This window comes from Rhizobium terrae (genome assembly GCF_003425685.1).
Lineage (GTDB): Bacteria > Pseudomonadota > Alphaproteobacteria > Rhizobiales > Rhizobiaceae > Neorhizobium > Neorhizobium terrae.
This window is the reverse complement of sequence record NZ_QJKM01000005.1, coordinates 186,623-205,503: the sequence shown is the minus strand read 5'-3', so window position 1 is coordinate 205,503 and position 18,881 is coordinate 186,623. Positions and strand designations below refer to the sequence as shown.

Annotated in this window: 15 protein-coding genes; 6 read left to right on the top strand and 9 right to left on the bottom strand. The window is 62.3% G+C overall.

The genetic code is table 11. From position 1 onward, the window contains the following. Genes nirD through cysG form a run of 4 tightly spaced genes read left to right on the top strand, consistent with a single transcriptional unit; the run spans position 1 to position 5,420 of the window. Positions 1–336, top strand: coding sequence for a nitrite reductase small subunit NirD (gene nirD / locus DMO26_RS11120; RefSeq protein WP_162894834.1), 336 nt, complete (start codon positions 1–3; stop codon positions 334–336). A gap of 51 nt (positions 337–387) precedes the next feature. Continuing rightward, a complete protein-coding gene (locus DMO26_RS11115) occupies positions 388–1,239 on the top strand; it encodes a formate/nitrite transporter family protein (RefSeq protein ID WP_117192117.1) in 852 nt (283 codons plus the stop codon). Positions 1,240–1,270: 31 nt separating this feature from the next. Further along, complete coding sequence (locus tag DMO26_RS11110) at positions 1,271–3,946, top strand: nitrate reductase (protein WP_117192310.1); 2,676 nt, start codon at positions 1,271–1,273, stop codon at positions 3,944–3,946. After that, entirely contained in the window at positions 3,918–5,420 is a 1,503-nt protein-coding gene (gene cysG / locus DMO26_RS11105; RefSeq protein WP_117192116.1) for a siroheme synthase CysG, read from the top strand. Before DMO26_RS11110 ends, cysG begins: the two co-directional genes overlap by 29 nt. Positions 5,421–5,460: 40 nt before the next feature. On the opposite strand, the gene DMO26_RS11100 is transcribed toward cysG, so the two are convergent. The 8 genes from DMO26_RS11100 to DMO26_RS11070 form a co-directional block, all read right to left on the bottom strand. Beyond that, positions 5,461–7,797: a polysaccharide biosynthesis tyrosine autokinase gene (locus DMO26_RS11100; RefSeq protein ID WP_117192115.1), complete on the bottom strand. Its 2,337-nt coding sequence runs from the start codon at positions 7,795–7,797 to the stop codon at positions 5,461–5,463. Positions 7,798–7,861: 64 nt separating this feature from the next. Next, positions 7,862–8,824, bottom strand: coding sequence for a glycosyltransferase family 2 protein (locus tag DMO26_RS11095; protein WP_117192114.1), 963 nt, complete (start codon positions 8,822–8,824; stop codon positions 7,862–7,864). Then, positions 8,821–9,750 carry a glycosyltransferase gene (locus DMO26_RS11090; protein WP_117192113.1) on the bottom strand — a complete coding sequence of 310 codons (930 nt, stop codon included), beginning with the start codon at positions 9,748–9,750 and terminating at the stop codon, positions 8,821–8,823. Before DMO26_RS11090 ends, DMO26_RS11095 begins: the two co-directional genes overlap by 4 nt. Then, on the bottom strand, positions 9,750–10,739 hold the full coding sequence (locus DMO26_RS33660) for a glycosyltransferase family 2 protein (RefSeq protein ID WP_162894815.1): 990 nt from the start codon (positions 10,737–10,739) through the stop codon (positions 9,750–9,752). The genes DMO26_RS11090 and DMO26_RS33660 overlap by 1 nt, the downstream gene beginning before the upstream one ends. An 8-nt stretch (positions 10,740–10,747) precedes the next feature. Continuing rightward, positions 10,748–11,941, bottom strand: a complete 1,194-nt coding sequence (locus DMO26_RS33655; RefSeq protein WP_162894814.1) for a glycosyltransferase family 4 protein — start codon at positions 11,939–11,941, stop codon at positions 10,748–10,750. A gap of 72 nt (positions 11,942–12,013) precedes the next feature. After that, the gene (exoK, locus tag DMO26_RS11080) at positions 12,014–12,811 is read right to left on the bottom strand and encodes an endo-1,3-1,4-beta-glycanase ExoK (protein WP_117192112.1); all 798 of its coding nucleotides are present in this window, start codon (positions 12,809–12,811) and stop codon (positions 12,014–12,016) included. Positions 12,812–12,814: 3 nt separating this feature from the next. Beyond that, the gene (locus tag DMO26_RS11075; protein WP_162894813.1) at positions 12,815–13,963 is read right to left on the bottom strand and encodes an acyltransferase family protein; all 1,149 of its coding nucleotides are present in this window, start codon (positions 13,961–13,963) and stop codon (positions 12,815–12,817) included. A 366-nt stretch (positions 13,964–14,329) separates the two neighbouring features. Next, a complete protein-coding gene (locus tag DMO26_RS11070) occupies positions 14,330–15,814 on the bottom strand; it encodes a lipopolysaccharide biosynthesis protein (protein WP_117192111.1) in 1,485 nt (494 codons plus the stop codon). 112 nt (positions 15,815–15,926) lie between these two features. Between DMO26_RS11070 and DMO26_RS11065 the strand changes: the two genes are divergently transcribed. Both DMO26_RS11065 and DMO26_RS11060 read left to right on the top strand, forming a co-directional pair. Next, on the top strand, positions 15,927–16,895 hold the full coding sequence (locus DMO26_RS11065; RefSeq protein WP_117192110.1) for a glycosyltransferase: 969 nt from the start codon (positions 15,927–15,929) through the stop codon (positions 16,893–16,895). 41 nt (positions 16,896–16,936) lie between these two features. Continuing rightward, positions 16,937–17,878: a polysaccharide pyruvyl transferase family protein gene (locus DMO26_RS11060; protein ID WP_117192109.1), complete on the top strand. Its 942-nt coding sequence runs from the start codon at positions 16,937–16,939 to the stop codon at positions 17,876–17,878. Here the strand turns inward: DMO26_RS11060 and DMO26_RS11055 are convergent. Continuing rightward, entirely contained in the window at positions 17,869–18,873 is a 1,005-nt protein-coding gene (locus DMO26_RS11055; RefSeq protein ID WP_117192108.1) for a glycosyltransferase family 2 protein, read from the bottom strand. The genes DMO26_RS11060 and DMO26_RS11055 overlap by 10 nt on opposite strands. Between the last annotated feature and the right edge of the window lie 8 nt (positions 18,874–18,881).

Below are 18,881 nucleotides of genomic sequence, written 5' to 3'. Positions count from 1 at the left end.
ATGGACATGAACTGGATCGCGATCGGCAAACTGACGGATATTCCGCTCCGGGGCGCACGCTGCGTGAAGACCCCGCAAGGCAAGATCGGCGTGTTCCGCACGGCCGACAACCAGGTCTTCGCCATCGAGGACCACTGCCCCCACAAGGGCGGGCCGCTGAGCCAGGGCATCGTGCACGGTACATCGGTGACGTGCCCGCTGCACAACTGGGTGATCTCGCTCGAAACCGGCAAGGCACTCGGCGCCGACGAGGGTTCGGTCCGGACAATCCGGCTCGAACTGCGCGGCGAAGACATCTTCATGGCCCTCGAAGAACAACTGGTCGCAGCCGAGTAACCGGCGTGACCACTACCAGACGACATGCACTCTAGGGAGACGAGCAAAAAAATGTCCTATGTCCATCCAACGGAATTCGTGACGAAGATGATCGATGCCGGCGAGGCGAAGATCTTCATGTCGACGCGCGACACCCTGATCCGGGCCTTCATGGCGGGCGCAATCCTTGCGCTTTCCGCCGCCTTCGCCGTGACCATCACCGTGCAGACCGGCAATGCGCTTGCCGGCGCGATCCTCTTCCCCGTCGGCTTCTGCCTCCTCTATCTGATGGGCTTCGATCTGCTGACCGGCGTCTTCACGCTCTCCCCGCTTGCCCTGATAGACAGGCGGCCGGGCGTCACCGCCGGCGGCGTGATGCGCAACTGGACGCTTGTTTTCGTCGGTAATTTCGCCGGCGCGTTCCTCGTCGCCGTCATGATGGCCATCATCTTCACCTTCGGCTTCAGCGAGGCCCCGAACGAGGTCGGCCAGAGGATCGGCCATATCGGCGAAGGCCGCACGCTCGGTTATGCCGCGCACGGGGCCGCTGGCATGCTGACCCTCTTCATTCGCGGCGTGCTGTGCAACTGGATGGTTTCGACCGGCGTCGTCGCCGCGATGATGTCGACTTCCGTTTCCGGCAAGGTGATCGGCATGTGGATGCCGATCATGCTCTTCTTCTACATGGGTTTCGAACATTCCATCGTGAACATGTTCCTGTTCCCGTCGGGTCTGCTGCTCGGCGGCAAGTTCTCGATCATGGACTATCTGATCTGGAACGAAATCCCGACCGTGATCGGCAATCTTGTCGGTGGCCTCACCTTCGTCGGCCTGACGCTCTACTCGACCCATGGCCGCAAGAGCGGCAAACAGAGCGCGTCGGCCGGTCGCATCGGCAATCCTGCTGCCGTTCCGGCGGAGTAAGCTCATGGGGGCCGGTGTTCTGGAAACGGAAATGCAGGCGGGTGGAACCACCACCAGGACGACCTGCCCCTATTGCGGCGTCGGCTGTGGCGTCATCGCCACGGTGGCGGACCACGGCGCCGTGACGGTAAAGGGCGATCCCGAGCACCCGGCCAATTTCGGCCGGCTCTGCTCCAAGGGATCGGCGCTCGCCGAGACCATCGATCTCGACGGACGTGTGCTGTTTCCGGAGATCGATGGGCGGCGGGTGGAGTGGAGCGAGGCCCTCGACCTCGTCGCGGAAAAATTCTCGGAGGCGGTCACAGAGCACGGCCCGGACTCCGTCGCCTTCTACGTCTCCGGCCAATTGCTGACGGAGGATTATTACGTCGCCAACAAGCTGATGAAGGGGTTCATCGGCTCCGGCAATATCGACACCAATTCGCGGCTCTGCATGTCCTCCTCCGTCGCCGGCCACCGCCGCGCCTTCGGATCGGACACGGTGCCGGGGACCTACGAAGACCTTGAGCTGGCGGATCTGGTCGTCCTGACCGGTTCGAATCTTGCCTGGTGTCACCCGGTCATCTACCAGCGCCTTGCCGCGGCAAAAGCCGCCCGCCCCTCCATGAAGATCGTCGTCATCGATCCGCGCCGGACGATGACCTGCGATATCGCCGACCTGCATCTTGCGATCCGGCCAGATGGCGACGTGGCACTGTTCATGGGCTTGCTTGCCCATCTCGCCGGCGGCCCGGCCATCGACCAGAACTATATCGGTGCTCATACGCAGGGTTTTTCCCAGGCCTTCGCCGCCGCCTCTGCCTTGTCATCGGCCGACCTCATGGAGCGGACCGGCCTGCCGGCGATGCAGCTCCGCGAATTCTTTCACCTGTTCGAAACGACCGAAAAGACCGTTACCTGTTATAGTCAGGGCGTCAATCAATCCGCTTCCGGCACGGACAAGGTCAACGCCATCATCAACTGTCACCTGGCGACCGGCCGTATCGGCCGGCCCGGCATGGGGCCCTTCTCGCTGACCGGTCAGCCGAACGCCATGGGCGGCCGTGAGGTCGGCGGGCTTGCCAACATGCTCGCCGCCCATATGGCGATCGAAAACACCGAAGACCGCGACCGCCTGCAGCGCTTCTGGGCCTCACCCGGAATTGCTGAAAAGCCGGGCCTGAAGGCCGTCGACATGTTTCGCGCCGTCGCCGACGGACGCATCAAGGCGCTTTGGATCATGGCCACCAATCCGGTGGTTTCGGTGCCGGATGCCGATGCGGTGGAAGCCGCCATCAAGGCCTGTCCCTTCGTGGTTGTCTCCGACATCCTTCGCGACACCGACACAGCCCGCCACGCGCATGTCCTGCTGCCTTCGGTCGGCTGGGGCGAAAAGGACGGGACGGTCACCAATTCGGAGCGCCGCATCTCCCGTCAGCGCGGGTTCCTGTCCGCACCCGGCCAAGCCACGCCCGATTGGTGGCAGATGGCGGAAGTCGGCCGCCGGATGGGCTTTGACGGCTTCGATTATCGATCTGCGGCTGAGATCTTCGCCGAACATGCGGCGCTTTCGGCCTTCGAAAATGACGGCAGCCGGGATTTCGATATCGGCGCTCACGCGGCTATCGACCGCGCGGCCTATGACAGCCTGTCTCCCTTCCAATGGCCGGCACCTGCCGAAGTCACCCCCCTCCGGAGAGATGGCGACAAGCGCTTCTTTGCCGATGGTGGCTTCTATCACCCCGACGGCAAGGCGCGCTTCATCCCTGTCCACGCCCCGTCCACCGACCGCACCGACGAGCAATATCCGCTGACGCTGAACACAGGCCGCATCCGCGACCACTGGCATACGATGACGCGGACGGCCAAAAGCGCCCGGCTTTCCGGCCATATCGCCGAGCCCTTCGCCGAAATCCACCCGCGCGATGCCATGGAACTCGGCATCGGCAATGCCAGCCTGGTCGAGATCGAAAGCGAGCACGGCCTGGCAGTCGTCCGCGCCCTGGTCACGGAAAGGCAGGCACGGGGAAACGTCTTCGTACCCATGCACTGGAACGATCAGTTCGCTGCAAAAGCCCGCATCGATGCGCTGGTCGCGCCGGTCACAGATCCGTTCTCCGGCCAGCCGGCTTCCAAGAACGTTGCGATCGCCGTCCGTTCTTTCGGCGCCGCCTTTTACGGGTTCGCGGTTTCCACCACCAAACCGGCGACACCGAAGGCCGACTACTGGGCGCTTGCCAAAGCCGATAGCGGCTGGCGGACAGAACTTGCCTTCGAGGAGACGGTCGAAGACTGGGCCGGCTGGTGCCGCAGCACCTTCGAAATCCCCGCCGGGCTCGAACCGATCGGTTATGCAGATCACCAATCCGGCGATCTGCGCCTCGCCTTCTTTGACGGCGAAAGACTGCTTGCCGCGCTCTTCCTCGCTCGGGAACCGGTCGCAGTCGCCCGCAACTGGGCGATAAGCCAGCTCGCCATCAGCCATTCCGACCTGCGCAAACGCTTTGCGATCGTCGCCGGTCGCCCCGGGGCCGACCAGCCGGATCCCGGCGCCACCGTCTGTTCCTGCTTTTCGGTCGGCGCCAACCGGATCATCGGCGCCGTGCGAGGCGGCTGCCACAGCGTCGAAGCCGTCGGGAAAGAAACCAATGCCGGCACCAATTGCGGCTCCTGCCGCGCCGAAATCAGGGGGATCATCGATGGATGTCTTGCAGCCGCAGCGGAATGAAGCGCTATCGGACCGGGGCGCCCGCATGGCGCCGCTCGCCAAGCTCCCTGTCTTCTGGGCGCTGGAAGGCAAGTCGGTGATCGTCGCCGGCGGCTCGGACGCGGCTGCCTGGAAAGCAGAACTTCTCGCCGCCTGCGGCGCGGAAGTGCATGTCTATGCGGAGGAACTTTCGGACACGTTCGAGAAGTCGATCGCTCGCGGCGCAGAGCATCCTCGAGGCAGTTTCATTCGCCATAACCAGACCTGGCATTCCGCCAAGTTCGCGGGTGCCGCGCTCGCCATCGCCGATTGCGAGGATGAGGACGAAGCACAGGCCTTCTTCAGCGCGGTTCGGGCAGCCGGCGTGCCGGTCAACGTCATCGACAAGCCGGCCTATTGCCAGTTCCAGTTCGGCTCGATCGTCAACCGCTCGCCGGTCGTCGTGTCGATCTCGACCGACGGCTCGGCACCCATCCTTGCACAGGCCATCCGTCGTCGCATCGAAACGCTGCTGCCTCGATCGCTGAAGAACTGGGCCGAACTCGCTCAGTCGCTACGCGAGAAGGTCAATGAACGTCTCGCACCCGGCGCCCTGCGGCGGGCCTTCTGGGAACGGTTCGTCGACCGGGCCTTCTCAAATTCCGATACGCCGGAGGAGGGCGTCGGCGGGCTGCTTCTCAAGGATGCCGAACGGCTCCGGGAGGCACCCGCCCACTCTTGCCACCATGGCCGCGTCACGCTGGTCGGCGCCGGCCCAGGGGACGCCGAACTCCTGACCCTGAAGGCCGTGCGGGCACTTCAGGCGGCCGATGTCATTCTTTTCGACGACCTCGTTTCCGACGAAGTGCTGGAACTTGCCCGGCGCGAGGCCAAACGCATGCTTGTCGGCAAGCGCGGTGGCCGCGAAAGCTGCCGGCAGGAAGACATCAACGAGATGATGGTGAAATTCGCCAAGGCCGGCAAACGTGTCGTGCGGCTGAAATCCGGCGATCCGATGGTCTTCGGCCGCGCCGGCGAGGAGATCGCCTGCCTGGAGGAACAGGGCATTCCGGTCGATGTCGTGCCGGGCATAACCTCGGCCAGCGCCATGGCTTCACGGCTTGGCGTGTCGCTGACCCACCGCGATCATGCCCAAGGCGTCCGCTTCGTCACCGGCCATTCGCGACAGGGTGTGCTGCCCGACAATCTCGACTGGCAAGGCCTCGCCGATCCGCGCACCACGACGATCTACTACATGGCCGGCCGCACCGCCGGCGAGATCACCGACCGGCTGATCGAGACCGGCATGGCGCTCGACATGCCGGTCGTCATCGTCAGCGCCGTCACTCGGCCGAACGAAAAGCGCTGGGCTGGCCCTCTCTGCGACATGCCCGCCGCAATGACGTCGATCGGCGTGGATGAACCTGTTTTGATCGGCATCGGCCGTGTCTTCGGCAAGACCCTGACAGCAATGGAAACCCAACCCATACCTGCAACAGAACTCGCCTTCGGCTGAGAGGGGATATCAAAGGAGCAGAGAACCGCCCCCTTCCCACTCACCTTGGCGCGGATGCGGAACCTTCCTTGTAATAGGAAAGATAGCTGCTCCTCAGGCGTTCGGGAGCGCCCGGATCCGCATAGCGGTGCAGTTCGGACATTTCCGTCTTGTTGAGGATCACGCCGACCGTCTTCGAAGCGATCTGCGGTTCGCCGCGCAGCACTGATTGCACTGCCTTGACCGGGGTCACGCCCCACTCGGTAATGAAGACGAAGCCGTCGACATAAGGTTCGAAGGCCTTTGCGTCGATGACCGGGATGAGCGGCGCAAGATCCACGACGATGACATCGAACGTGCCCTTGATACTCTCGAGGAACTGGCTCATGCCCGCCGAGGCGAGAAGTTCGCTCGTATGGGCGAGCTGCTTGCTGCGCGTCGTCATCGGCAGGATCGTCAGGCGGGAGCGGCGGTCGACGCGCGCCGCATTGGTCCATGAGGTCTTCTGCAGCACGACCTCCACCAGCCCGATCTCCGGCTCGGATGCGAGCATGCGGCTGAGGCCGGGATTGCGCAGGTCCGCATCGATCACCAGCGTCTTGACGCCGGTCGAGGCGATCAGCCCCGCGAAATTGGCCGCGACCATGGACTTTCCCTCGCCCGGCAGGCAGGAGACGACGCCGATCACCTTGCACCGGCGCTCCTGCAGCATGATATCGCAGGCAAGCTTGGCGCTGCGTAGCGTCTCGGCGAATTGCGAGCGAGGCGCCTCGACGGCCACCCGCATCAGCCGCCGGAAAGCGATCGGATTGCCGGGCGGTGCTGCCGCGACTTCCGCCTCCGTCGGCTGCGGCGCCGGTTTCTCTTCCGCACCTGCGCCGGTGATCATCGGCAGATAACCGAGGAAGCGCTGACCCAGCTTCTCCTGCACGTCGTCGCCGGTACGGAAGAACCGTTCGCGGAACTCGAGCAGCGTCGCGGCCACGCCGCCGATCATCAGGCCGAGCACGACGGAAAGCGCCATGGTCAGCGTCTTGCGCGGGCTCGAAGGGGCGGTGGGCAGGCCAGCCTCGGAAATCACCCGCGCTTTGGCGATCGGGAAGGATTGCCGCTGCGTCGCCTCTTCGAAACGGCCGAGATAGGACTGATAAAGCGTCTTCAGCGCGTTCGCCTTCTGCTCCAATTCGGCAAGCTGTACCATGGAGACATTGGCCTGCGAATTGCGGCCAGCCACCTTGTCGATACTTTCACGCAGCGATTTTTCACGCGAGCTCGCCACCTCGAATTCATTGCGGAAACTGCCGGTCAGCTGCTGCAGCTCGCGATAGATCTGCTGCGAGAGGTCGGCCTTTTCCGCTTTCAGCGCAACGGCTTGCGGATGGTCGGCGCCAAACTGCTGGATGATTCCCTGCTCGCGGTCATTGATGGCGATGTAGCGCTTGCGCAGGTCCTGGATGACGGTATTGTCCGTATCGCGCGCGGACACGACAGCATTCTGGACCGCGGCATCGGCACCCTTGTCGATGATCGCCTGATATTGTCGATAACGTGCGGAAGCGGTCGCGGCATCGGCCTGGGCGACGATGAGCTGGCTGTTGAGATCGGAAAGCTGCTGGGTCGACAGAAGCTCGCCGCGCGGCGAAATGAGACCGTGCTCGCTCTTGTATTGTTCGACGGCGAGCGCTGCCTGCTGCGAGCGGGTGTTGAGATCGTTAAGCCGTTCCTGCAACCACAGCGAAGCCTGCTCGGACGCATCGAAATTCGCGTTGAGCTGATCCGTCAGGTAGGCGGCGGCGTAGGTTCGCGCGATCTGCGCCGAGAGCTGCGGATCAGGAGACTGTACCGAAAGGGCGATCACCGAGCTGCGGCCGACGCGCTCGACGGTGAGTGCCTGTTGCAGCACGGCAGCCGCCTTTTCACGCCGGCCGAGCCGTTCCAGTTCCTCGGAAGGCGGCGGCGCACCTGGGGTCAGCATCGTGACGACGCTCTTGATCATGCCCTTCACGAGGTCGATGGGGGATTGCGGCGGATCGACGAGCATCTCGTTCTCGCCGAACTGGCCCTTGTCGACGACCCTGAGCGCCAGCGCCTTGGATTTCAGGATCTCGACCGCGCTCGACATGCGGTTGTCGATCTGCTGCGCAGTCTGGCTGTCCTGCTGATCCTCGGCGTAGCGGGAAAGGTTTTCGTCGATGAGGATCTGCGTCATCGCCGTATAGATCGGCTTCGCCATGACGAGATAGGCGCCGGCGAGCGCAACGGTGACGACGAGGCAGATGGCAATGATGCCGGAACGGCGAATAAGCGCCGCCCAGAGCCTGTCGAGGTCTATGAACGTGTCATTGTCCCGGGCCTCGCTCGGAAAAATCGTTCTCGGTCTGTAATTTACCTGGTCCATATGGCTCGCTTTCCGGAGCTGTGTTTGGGTGGAAATGGGCCCGCCCGCCTGTTCCTGTCGGGTTTCAACTGACATTGGCCGTCCCCACCAGCCGCCGCATCCTGACCGCGATCGGCATGCGTAGGTGCCGCAGTGCTCTCGGATTTTCGAGCACCGTTTTCAGGAAGCCGCCGAATGAACCTTTCTTGATCTCATCGACGAGCGTCAGAAACGAACCCGCCTCCAGGATGCTGCGGGTGCGGCGTCGCTGCGCCGCCATCGCCTGGGCATCCAGCTTGTATCGGGAGAGGAAAAGCCGGTCGGAAGCCAGCATCGCATCAAGATGGCGCTGTTCGAGAACCCGCGAGATCGAGCCATGCCGGAGATGGTAGACATAGCCGGTCTCCGGCACGATTGCGCAGCGGCCGCCACAGGCGAGCGCCGAGGCAAGCAGCAGATAGTCTTCGCCGACCCGCAAGGTCTCGTCGAAACGCAACCCGTGCTTCTCGATAAATGCTCGTTCGAAGATCGGCTTCATGTAGCCGAAATTGAAGGTCGACTGAAAAATCACGTTCGAGCCGATGAAATCGGCGAGCGTCATGAACGGCCGTCGCTTGAGTTCCGGTTTGGAGAACATTGCCTGCGGTTCGCCACCAGCGATCGGTATGACGTCGATATTGTCGACGGCGATCTGGGCATCGGCGGTTTCGGCCCATTCGAGCATGGTGAGCAGGCGAAGCGGATAGACCGTATCGTCCGAATCGAGCACGGCGATCCAACGGCCTTTGGCTGCGGCAAACCCGGCATTACGCGCCGCCGCCGGCCCGCCATTGACGGGCTGGGCGATCAGCCGGACCCGGTCGTCGATCATCGCATAGGCTTCCGCGATATCACGCGTACCGTCGGTCGAGCAGTCGTCCACCACGATCACCTCCACGGCGACGCCGATCTGCGCGACCGCGCTGTCGATGGCCCGCACCAGCGTATCCTTCGCGTTGTAGGCGGCGATGACGAAGCTGACATCGGGCGGGGCAACGGATATCGTCATGTGGCTTCGGCCGCTCCATATTGGCGGATCTCGCGGACTCCGAGCGTGCCGGAAACGGCTCCGGCATGCAGCGCCGCGCGAAGGGCATAGCGATTGCGCGTGATCGGAGCGAACGCGGTCGCGCCGCTGAACGCCAGGCAGTAACCGAACTTCAGCGCGGCAAGCCCGGTCTGCAACAATCGGCGGGGGCCGGAGTTCCTGGCTGCGAGAATGCGTCCATGCGTCTGACCCGACCGAAAACGACGCCTCGCAAGCCAGGCGAAGCTCGCCCGCTTTTCCGGCACCCTTTCTTCGACCAGTGCGTCCGGAGCAAATTCGATCCGGCCGCCGACATCGGTGACGGCACTGAAGAAATGCGTGTCCTCGCCGCCGCTCTGGCCAAGCCCTAGCGCGAACCGGCGGCCGGCGACGACGGGCGAACGCATGTCGAGCAACACATTGCAGGTATAACCTGTCCTGATCCTTCCACCGACCCAGACGGGGCGGGTTGAATGGAAGTCTCCCTTGCGCATCCACCTGGCGCTATCGTTTTCATAAACCGCCCGTACCGGGCCCAGCACGGCATCGGCGCCGGTCTGCATCATCATCGAAAAAAGTCCGACCAGCCACTGAGGCTCCGCCGTTTCGTCATCGTCGATGAAGGCGAGATAATCCGCATCGCATTCCGAAAGGCAGGCATTGCGGGCGATCGAGATGTTCGACTTCGGGCAATGGACATACGAGATCGGAAACGGCGAATATCGCCGCAGGCCGTCCACAAGCTCTCCGGCGCTCGGCTCTGCATCATTGTCGGCGACGATCAGGCGAACCCGCGCGTCTGCGGGAACGGCAAGCGCGAACAATGACCGAAGTGTCTCCTCAAGCTCCGGCCGCCGATAGGTGCAGATGCCGATATCGATGCGGACCGGCCGCGTTTCCGTCGCCATCAGGCAGTCCTCCTCGGTCGGATTCCGATCAGCTCCAGCCAGAAACCGGCTGACCAGGCGAAATGCATGATCATCGCGGAAAGCGAAGCGAGCGGGCCGTAGGGGTTCTTCTGCCCGATCGCGAGCCAGAAGCCATAACCGAGGCAGGCCGCTGCCCAGATCGCCATCGGTATCGCCGCCCACCAGTAAAGGAGAGCCAGCAGGGCGCCGATCACCACCGGAGCCACCGCAAGCGGGATCGCCTGACGCAGCTTGGGGACGGATCGGTGCTTGATGAGGTTCTTCGCCCGTCCGCGACCATAGGCGAGATATTGCCGGAAGAGCGCCGCGGCGCTCGCCCGCGGGTAATAGGTCATATGGGTCTTGCCCGTCATCCAGATGCGGAAAGCGGCGGCACGGAGGCGGAAATCCAGTTCGGCATCCTCGTTGTGGCTGAAGCTTTCATCGTAACCGCCGACGGCGCGGAAAGCTTCGATCCGCATCAGCGCATGGTGGCCGTGATCGACCCATTCGCCGCCGCCGCCGGCCCGGTGCCTGGAGCCACCGTTGCCGAGCCTGGAATTCTGCGCCACGGCCGTCGCCTTCTGGAAAAGCCCGAAACCGACCGTCTCCATGCCGACCACGATCGAATCCGCCTGCATGGCAAGCGCTTCCTCGATCAGCACCCGGCAATAGTCATCCGGATAATCCCCATGCGCATCGATGCGGATGAGATAGTCGCGCCCCTTGCCGAACCGGTCGACCGCAAGGTTGATCGCGGCACTCTGGATGCGCTTGGCGTTGGCAATCAGCAGCAGGTCGGGAATTTCGGCCGTGAGGCCCTGCACGATCTCCTGCGTGCCGTCCGTGCTGCCGCCGTCGGCAACGACGATCAGCATGTCCATGCCGGTACGCTGGTCGTTGAGCTTGCGCAACAGCGGCTCGATCGTCAGCGCCTCGTTGAGGCAGGGGATGACAAGAAGCGTCTTGGTATCAAGTACTTGATTCATGCTCCACCTCACGACTGCGCGGTTGAGACGACCGGCATTTCCGCCGGCGATGGCATGTCGGGATGTAGGGCGGCGAGCCGGGAGACAAGGGAGCGGCAATCCGCCGGCCCGGTCACCCATTGGCTGCGCTCGACGGCCGAGAGCCGCGATACGAGATCCGTGTAACGCGCCTCGGTCATACCGTTGAACAGGTTTTCCAGCTTTTCCGGCGAAGCATCCGCAAGCGTCGCACCGATGCCGCGCCTGCTCACGAAGCGACCGGTCTCCGTGCCCGCCAGCGCGATCGGCACGGCGCCATAAAGGCCGCCTTCGTAGAGCCGGTTCGGCAGCAGCCAGCTGGAGTTCAGCCCTTCCTCGAAGAAATCGATCGTCCAAGTGAACTGCACGTCGCGATAGATGGCACCAAGCTCTTCCGGATTGCGGTACGGTCCATGGAATTCCACATGCGCCGCAGCCTTCACCTTCGCGTCGAAATCGTCAAATTCGCGATACGCCGGCCGGCCGCGCAGCACAATCTCAACCCTGCCTTCCATGCGGGCAGCGAAATCGATGAGGATATCAAGCGACTTGCGGCAGCGGATCGCGCCGAACCAGCCTATCCGCCAAGGCTTTCCCGGTTTCGGCATCCGCGGGCCGGACATGCCCGACACCGCCTCCGGCTTGAGCGCCAGCACCTTGTTCTCCAGAAGCATGACCGGCAGATCGAGCCCGGAGCATGGCTTGAAGAAATTCTCGACGAAGGCTGGTGAACTGGTGATCAGCAGACTTGCCCGGCGGCCGAAATGACGCTGCACGAGCCGCATCAGCCGCCCCTTAACCCCTTCATCCAGCAGCAGCCTGTGGATATCGAGGCATTCGTAGACGATCGGGATATTGCGGCCGAACATCGAGGCGGCGGCGCCGGCAAGCGCCAGCGTTTCCAGATTGCGGGCGATCACCACATCCGGTTTCGATATCCAATACAGCTTCTTTGAAAGTGCCATGCGTGCAGCGATCACGGTGCCGATCCGCTGTACGAACCGCCCGTCGGCAGTCTCCCCAAGCGAGATCGTCGTGATATCCTGTTCTTCCGCGAGCAGGTTCGCGCCACGCTCGAAACCGGCGACCGTCACATTCGCCCCGCCGGCCTTTAGAGTCAGCACGCGCCGACGGATCGCCGCATCGGCGAGGTCATGCGCGAGATAGAGAATATTCAGCTTCAAATCGTCCAACTCCTTCTACGAACCTTTTGAAGGGCTCTTCAGCAGCGTCGGGCGACGAGGCGCGAAGGCGCCTCAGTCGAGCGTGCAGAGCACGGATTCAGGAAACTTGCAGTCTTCGCCGAGTGCGGTAAAGGCGATGCGGTCGATCGTCATGATGGCGGGCTGGCTATAAGCAAAACTGCCCATCCAGTTCTTCAGGGTGTCGGTGCCCCAAAGGCTGAGGAAGATCTTCTGGGCATTGGAGGGGATCTTCGTCTTGTCCGTCACATCCTGAACGAGCTTGCCGTTCACGAAGTAACGGAGGCGGTTCTCCTCCCAGACGAAAGCGTAGTCGTTAAAACCCTGATCTGCACCGCCTGCGACGGGCACCAATTTCTCGTTGCCGCCCTTGGCGCCGACATACTGGTTGACCTGTACTTCGCCGGTATTCTTGCCGAGCACCTCGAAATCGATCTCGTCATGCGGTTGTTTGTCAGTCGGACCGATATAGGTGAAGAAGGCCGAATTCAGCCCAGACCCTGTGGCGGACTTCATCCGCACCTCGTAGGTGCCGTAACCGAAGCGCGCCCTGGTCTGGATCTCGCCGCAGGCATAGTCTCGATCCTTGGTCTTGCTTTGCTCGAAGGTGAGCTTCAGCTCGCCGCCTTCCGCCTTCACCTGATCTTTGGACCAAGTGCAGTTCTGGTGCTTGCCGTTGTTCCAGCCGTCGGAAACGAACCAGAGGGAGCGATCGATAGTGTCGAAATTCTCGACGAAGGATTTGCCGGTCGCGCCCTGCTGGGCGACTGCCCCGGTCGTGAAAAGCCCAAGCGCCAAGATCGCGCCTATGACCTGGCAGGTTTGCTGAATCTGTCTGGCTTCCGCCGTCATGTTTCACCTCTGCTGTTGCGTCAGGGCCGGCTCGCCCGGACGGGCAAGGCCGGCGGACGATGCGGATTTAAGAGCGGCAGCGAGCTTCGCCCTGCGCCCTCGGCTGCCGGTGAGCACTTCGTAGAGGCCCGGCATGGTGCGCGAGACGAAGAGGTTGCTTGCCACCAGGATGACCAGGCTCGCAACGACGGCCCCGAGATAGAAGACCGGATAACCCGCATCGCCCGCCACTCGGTTCCAGACCATCCACATCAGCACGAGGAGCGGATAATGCGCGCAGAAAATCCAGAAGCTCAGACTGCCGGTATTGGCGAGCCGCTGACCAGCCGACGAACGGATGAGGAGCGCCGAAAGCAGCCAGAAACCGCCGATCCCGACCATGGAAAGCGCGTTGCGGGCAAGATCGACGGCCCAGGGGAAATCCGGGCCGGTCCGATGTTGTGCGATGGAAAGCAACACCGCCGCCGCCAGCATGGCAATGGTGCCGACACCTGCGAACCGGTCGAACGTCTTCAGGTCTACACGGTTGAGTGCCAGGAAGACGCCGAAGGTGAATGAGAACAGGATCGTCTTCTTGAGCACGATGACAAGCGTGAAGCCCGGCAGGATCGCGAGCAGGAACAAGATGCCGAGCGTCGGTGCCGGGAGGCGGCGGACCAGAAACGCCAGGATCGGCGACAGCAGGATACAGACGATCAGGTCGCGCAGGAAATAGAGCGGGATATCGATCGGCAGATCTTCCGTAGCGAAAGCATAGCTCAGGAACTCGCGCGTCGTCGCGCCCCAGAGATCAGGAAAGTAACCGACTCCGATATCGACACGCTGCATGACCAGCACAGCAGCCAGCAACCCGAGATTCCACAACAGGAACGGCAGCAAAACGGTCTTCGCCTTGGAGCGAAGCGTCTTGCCATAATCGAACCCGTCCCAGCCCCGCTGGAACAGCAGATAGCCGGAAATGGCGCTGAGGCACGGCACGCCCACGCGAAACAGGCTGTCCGCAAGGAACACCCTGAGCCAGTCGAAGAAACCATTCGGCCCGAGATAGGGGCTCGTGGCCTGATCATGCGGCACATGCACGAAGACGATGCCGGAAATCAAAAGGATACGCATCAAATTGATACGGGAGGAGATGTTCTGATCAACAGTCAAACGAGTCACCCCTTTTGGGCCGTGCCTCCCGTCACCGCCGTTTCAATCAGAGCAGACTTGAGCCCGCAATCCGCAAAAGTGTCATGCCGACTTGGGGGTAAAATGTGGCGACACAGAAAAAAACGACTGTCCCATAGAATAATCGACGGCTTGCGATAGTCTTGTCCGACCCATCACGACCCCGTCACAGGCTCATGATTTCAAGGCGGTTGATGCCGGAACCTCAACCTGGATTGCTGCATTGCAGCACTGTGAAAAAAGATGTTCCAGGGGGCGCGAAGGGACCAAAGCCCCCGTTATCGCATTACCGCGAACTGTCCCCGCAATACTGATTTGTGGCAAGATTTGGGCAAACTTGCGACATGATCAGACGGCGGACGCACCTGCCGCATCCCTGCGGCCGCGGCGCCTCACGATCTCGAAAATCTTCCTGAGCAGCGCCCGCTCGGTGATGAGGAAGAGCATCCCATAGATCACGCCGCCAACGGCAGCGCCCGCCAGCACTTCCAGATAAGGATTGGCAAGCCGGTCGGCGAAAACATGCAGGAAGGCGCGCACGCCGAGCGCCATGACGAAGGCGGTAATCATCGATCGGCTGCTCACCAGCAGCCCGCGCAGGAACGGAATATCGTCGATGCGGAAGACGGCCCAGGAATAGCCGATCAGAGTAATAGCATTGACGGCGCAGAGCGCCACCATAGCATCCACGAGGCTGCCATAATGGGCGGCACCGGCAATCGCCAGTGTCGTCGCAACCGCGCGCAGCACCGCCGACCAGAACAGCACGCGGCTATGACCGGTCCCCTTGAGATAGGGAATGAACGTGCTGCAGGGCGTAACGATACCCTTCGAGAGCGCCAGCAGGCCGAGTACCGGCCAGGCATAGGCCCATTGCGGGCCGAACAGCACCAGCATGCCCGGCTCGGCGATGGCCCACAGGCCGAACATTGCCGGCGCCAGGATGACGGTCGTCACCTGCGTGCTCAGCATCAGCGCGTCCGAACGCCGCTTGCGATCATCGGCCATCAGGCTGAAGGCAGGAAAAAGCACACCCATGACGGCGGAGAGCACCACCTGGTTCGGAATGCTGGCGAAGCGGTTGGCCGCCGAATAGGCGCCGGCATCGGCAATGCCCAGCATTCGGGCGATCACAACCATCGGCGCCTGGAAGGTGACGAAATTGGCGATTTCCGAGCCCATCAGCCCGGAACTGAAGGAAAACAGCGGCCCGATCCTGCGCGGCTCCATGACGAAGCGCGGCATGTAGCCGGTGACGAAATAGAGGCCGACGAGCCTGATCAACGCTGCAGAAAAAAGTTGAAAGACCAGCGCCCATACGCCGAAACCGAAAAAGGCGAGCGCCAACGCGATCAGCGCCGCCGTGCATTCGGACACCGTGCTCAGCACTGCATCCTTGCTGAAATTCATCTGCCGGGCGAGCAACGAGTAGGCGACGTCGCCGGAGAGCTGAAGCGGAATGAGCAGCGCCATGATCTTCAGAAGACCGGCGCTTTCCGGTGCGCCCATCAGGACCGCAAGATCTTCTGCGCCGAAGAAAAGCACCGCCGCCATCAGGCAGGACATGGCGAGATTGGTCCAGAAAACCGTGTGGACGGTGCGCATGTCACCGTCCTGATCGACCACAAGCGCAGATGTCAAACCTGCCCCGCCGATCATCGCCAGAAACTGCACCACGGTAAGCGCGACTGCGACCGATCCGAAATCTTCCGGCGTCAGCAGTCTTGCCAGAATCGGTACCGTGACAAATTTCAGCCCGAATGTGGCGGTCTTTGAGAGCACGCTCCAACCGACGTTGGTCGTGATGGTCTTCACGCCTTGGCTTGGAGCCATATGTCAAATCCCATTGTCGGAGGCCAATCGAATACGGCAGCGATCTGCCGCCTTGAAACCCGGAGCCGAAAATCAGCGGCTTTCAATTCTTCGCAGAAGCAGGGGCAAAAACATGGCGACGTTCACGGTTGTGATCCCATTTTTTCAGAAAGAAGCCGGCATTCTCGTCCGCGCACTCGAGTCGATCTTCAATCAAAGCTATCAGGACTTCGATATAGTCGTCATCGACGACGATTCACCCCTTCCCGCCGAAATCGAACTGCAAACTATTGAACAGACTTGGAAAACTCGCATCAAGGTCGTCCATCAACCGAATGGGGGGCCGGGGGCGGCGCGCAATACCGGGCTTGACAACGTGCCCGTGGAAACACGTTTCGTGGCGCTTCTCGATTCCGACGATATCTGGCTGCCGGACCATCTGAAAAATGCCCATGAGGCGATGATCCGCTTCGAAGCGGAGTGTTATTGGGCTTCGATGCAGCCGAGCGACGAGTTCTATTACCACTTCGGCATGGCCGAACTCGAAAAGGCGGAAGGCGGCACCCGCTTATCTGAGTCACCGCTTGTCATCGAGATGCCGGACCTCGCCAGCGTCATGCTGAAGAACTGGAGCTTCCTGCATCTTTCCTGCATGGTCATGGCAAGGCCGGTCTTCGAGACGATCCGCTTCGAACCCTCCCTCAGGCTCGCCGCCGAGGACGTGCTTTTCTTCGTCGACTGCATCCTGAAATCGAAACGCACCCTGCTCTGCGACGAAGCGGGTGCTGCCCGTGGCATGGGTCTCAACATCTTCCACAGCATCGACAACCGCTCGCCGCAGTTCCTGCGCCAGCAGTTCAACACCTGGGTGGCGCTCGACACGCTGGAGGAACGTTTTCGCTCGCGGCCGGGCGACGTAGCCTCGATCGCCTCCTACAAGAACACCGCCCGCCGGCAGGCGCTGTGGAGCCAGGCCGGCCGGGTGAAACGGCGGCAGGCGCCGGATTTCGGCCTGCTCGCCCGCTGGGTGATGCGCGATCCGGGGATTATCCGGGCCGCCTTCGAACTCGGCGCCGGCAAGTTGGGTCGCAGCACCCGCTGATTTTTGGAAATGGATTCAACTCTTCTCCCAAGGAGGCCCGCATGCAAGCGTACTACTGGGAATCCCATCACGGCAATTTCGGCGACGATCTCAACCTATGGCTCTGGGACGAGCTGCTGCCCGGCTTCCGCGACGTCCATCCTGATGTCCTGTTGGTCGGCGTCGGTACGGTCCTCAACCCGGCCTTGTTGCCTGCCGGCCGAAAGAAGCTGGTGGTCGGTAGCGGCTATGGCTACGGCACACCGCCGGATGTTTGCGACACGGATGAATGGGACGTGCGGGCGGTGCGTGGCCCGCTGACGGCGGAAAAGCTCGGGCTTCCCGCCGATTTGGCGATCACCGATCCGGCGGCGATGATCGCCGACATGCCGGAATTCCAGAACCTGCAGAAGATCCACAGGAAGACGTTCATTCCTCACTGGGAATCAGCCGAGTTCGGCATGTGGCAAGCGGTCTGCGAGCCGGTCGGGCTGACCTATCTCGATCCGCGAGGCGAGGCGAAGGCGGTCATCCGCCACATCGCCCAATCGGAACTGATCATCGCCGAATCCATGCACGGCGCCATCTTGGCAGATGCGTTCCGAGTGCCGTGGGTAGCGGTCAGCACCTCAAGATCCATCAATAATTTCAAATGGAACGACTGGGCAAACTCGGTCGGAACGACCTATGAGCCGCGTTACGTGCCAGTCTCCACCCGGGCGGAGGCGGTTGCCAAGAAAGAGCGCTTCTGGGGCGTCAGCTTCGACAGCCAGCATCCGGCTCCCGCGAATGCGCAGGATGACCACGGTGACCTCCTGACCCGCTCCCAACCGTCCCAGACGGGCCTGCGGGGCGTGGCCAAGCAGTTGCTGGCAGCCCCTTCCGTGCTGGCCCTGTGGCAGGCGAGCCGGACTGAACCCCGGCTCAGTCCCGAGGGTAAGCTGGAAGAGCGAAAGCATCGCTTCCGCTCCGTTCTGAAGGAAATTCGCCGCGATTATTTCTGAGCGGCAGGAATGCCGGGCAGCAGATAACGCGCCCCGAGGGGCTTGAGCGGCGTCTTCGCCGTTCTCGCCCGTATCAGATCGAGTTTGTCGCGGAAAATGCCGCCGGCGATTGCCGGCAGCGCCCTCGGCCGAGCCATCACATGGCGGACCGCCGCCATCTTCCCGGCCTCCCTTTTCACATCCAGGAAAGCCCGCAACTCGTATTTGTCGCGGATATGGTCTCGGTGGCCCCGTACGGCTGCGCGAGCTTCTTCCGGCAGCGCCGGGTCGGCCATGATCGCCTCGTCCGCCTCGTAGAACTTCTGAAGATCGGCTGTACGGTGCCGGCTGCTGAGCGAGTCGTTGCGAACGATCGCGCCGTAGCCGCAATGCTCGATCACCTTGTAGCGGGCACCTTTCGCAAGCGCCCGGACATAGAAATCGTAATCCTCCCCGAGCCGCATCTCCTCGCGGTAGCGCAAGCCATGCGCATCAAGGAAAGCCCGGCTCATCACCGGTTTCAGGAAACCCGTTTCCCCGCGCTGCACGCCGCGTTTCGAGATATTGCCCTCGACGAATTCGACGAGCGACATGGTGCGCGCCCGCGCCTCGAAGCGCTCGGGATGCAGGAATTCGGTCGGCTCGTAGATGAAGGCGATATTGTCGGCGATCATATCCCAGCCTTCCTCCCCCATCATCGGAGCAAACCGGCCGGGGAAGAAGAAATCGTCCGCATCGAGAATGGCGATCAAAGGCGCACTCGATATGGAAAACGCGTGGTTGCGGGCGGCAGACGGTCCGCGGTTTTCCGCAAACGAGACGACGCTCAGGCGTCCCGATCCGTCGTCGGCCTCGCGTGCCACGGCGGCGGTCCCGTCCGTCGAGCCGTCGTCGACCACGACGACCTCGCTGACATAGACCTCGTTCAAGGCGGATTGGATTGCGATTCCGATCGTATCCGCGGCATTCTTGGCCGCGATGATGACACAGATCGTCTGGGCGGCAGCTTCAGCCATGGCCAACT

Excerpts from the sequence above, each read along its gene's own strand:
- DMO26_RS11100 (WP_117192115.1), bottom strand. The coding sequence starts at position 7,797 with ATGGACCAGGTAAATTACAGACCGAGAACGATTTTTCCGAGCGAGGCC.
- DMO26_RS11110 (WP_117192310.1), top strand. The coding sequence starts at position 1,271 with ATGCAGGCGGGTGGAACCACCACCAGGACGACCTGCCCCTATTGCGGC.
- DMO26_RS33660 (WP_162894815.1), bottom strand. The coding sequence starts at position 10,739 with ATGAATCAAGTACTTGATACCAAGACGCTTCTTGTCATCCCCTGCCTC.
- DMO26_RS11055 (WP_117192108.1), bottom strand. The coding sequence starts at position 18,873 with ATGGCTGAAGCTGCCGCCCAGACGATCTGTGTCATCATCGCGGCCAAG.
- DMO26_RS11095 (WP_117192114.1), bottom strand. The coding sequence starts at position 8,824 with ATGACGATATCCGTTGCCCCGCCCGATGTCAGCTTCGTCATCGCCGCC.
- nirD (WP_162894834.1), top strand. The coding sequence starts at position 1 with ATGGACATGAACTGGATCGCGATCGGCAAACTGACGGATATTCCGCTC.
- DMO26_RS11115 (WP_117192117.1), top strand. The coding sequence starts at position 388 with ATGTCCTATGTCCATCCAACGGAATTCGTGACGAAGATGATCGATGCC.
- DMO26_RS11065 (WP_117192110.1), top strand. The coding sequence starts at position 15,927 with ATGGCGACGTTCACGGTTGTGATCCCATTTTTTCAGAAAGAAGCCGGC.
- DMO26_RS11090 (WP_117192113.1), bottom strand. The coding sequence starts at position 9,750 with ATGGCGACGGAAACGCGGCCGGTCCGCATCGATATCGGCATCTGCACC.
- DMO26_RS11060 (WP_117192109.1), top strand. The coding sequence starts at position 16,937 with ATGCAAGCGTACTACTGGGAATCCCATCACGGCAATTTCGGCGACGAT.
- DMO26_RS11070 (WP_117192111.1), bottom strand. The coding sequence starts at position 15,814 with ATGGCTCCAAGCCAAGGCGTGAAGACCATCACGACCAACGTCGGTTGG.
- cysG (WP_117192116.1), top strand. The coding sequence starts at position 3,918 with ATGGATGTCTTGCAGCCGCAGCGGAATGAAGCGCTATCGGACCGGGGC.
- exoK (WP_117192112.1), bottom strand. The coding sequence starts at position 12,811 with ATGACGGCGGAAGCCAGACAGATTCAGCAAACCTGCCAGGTCATAGGC.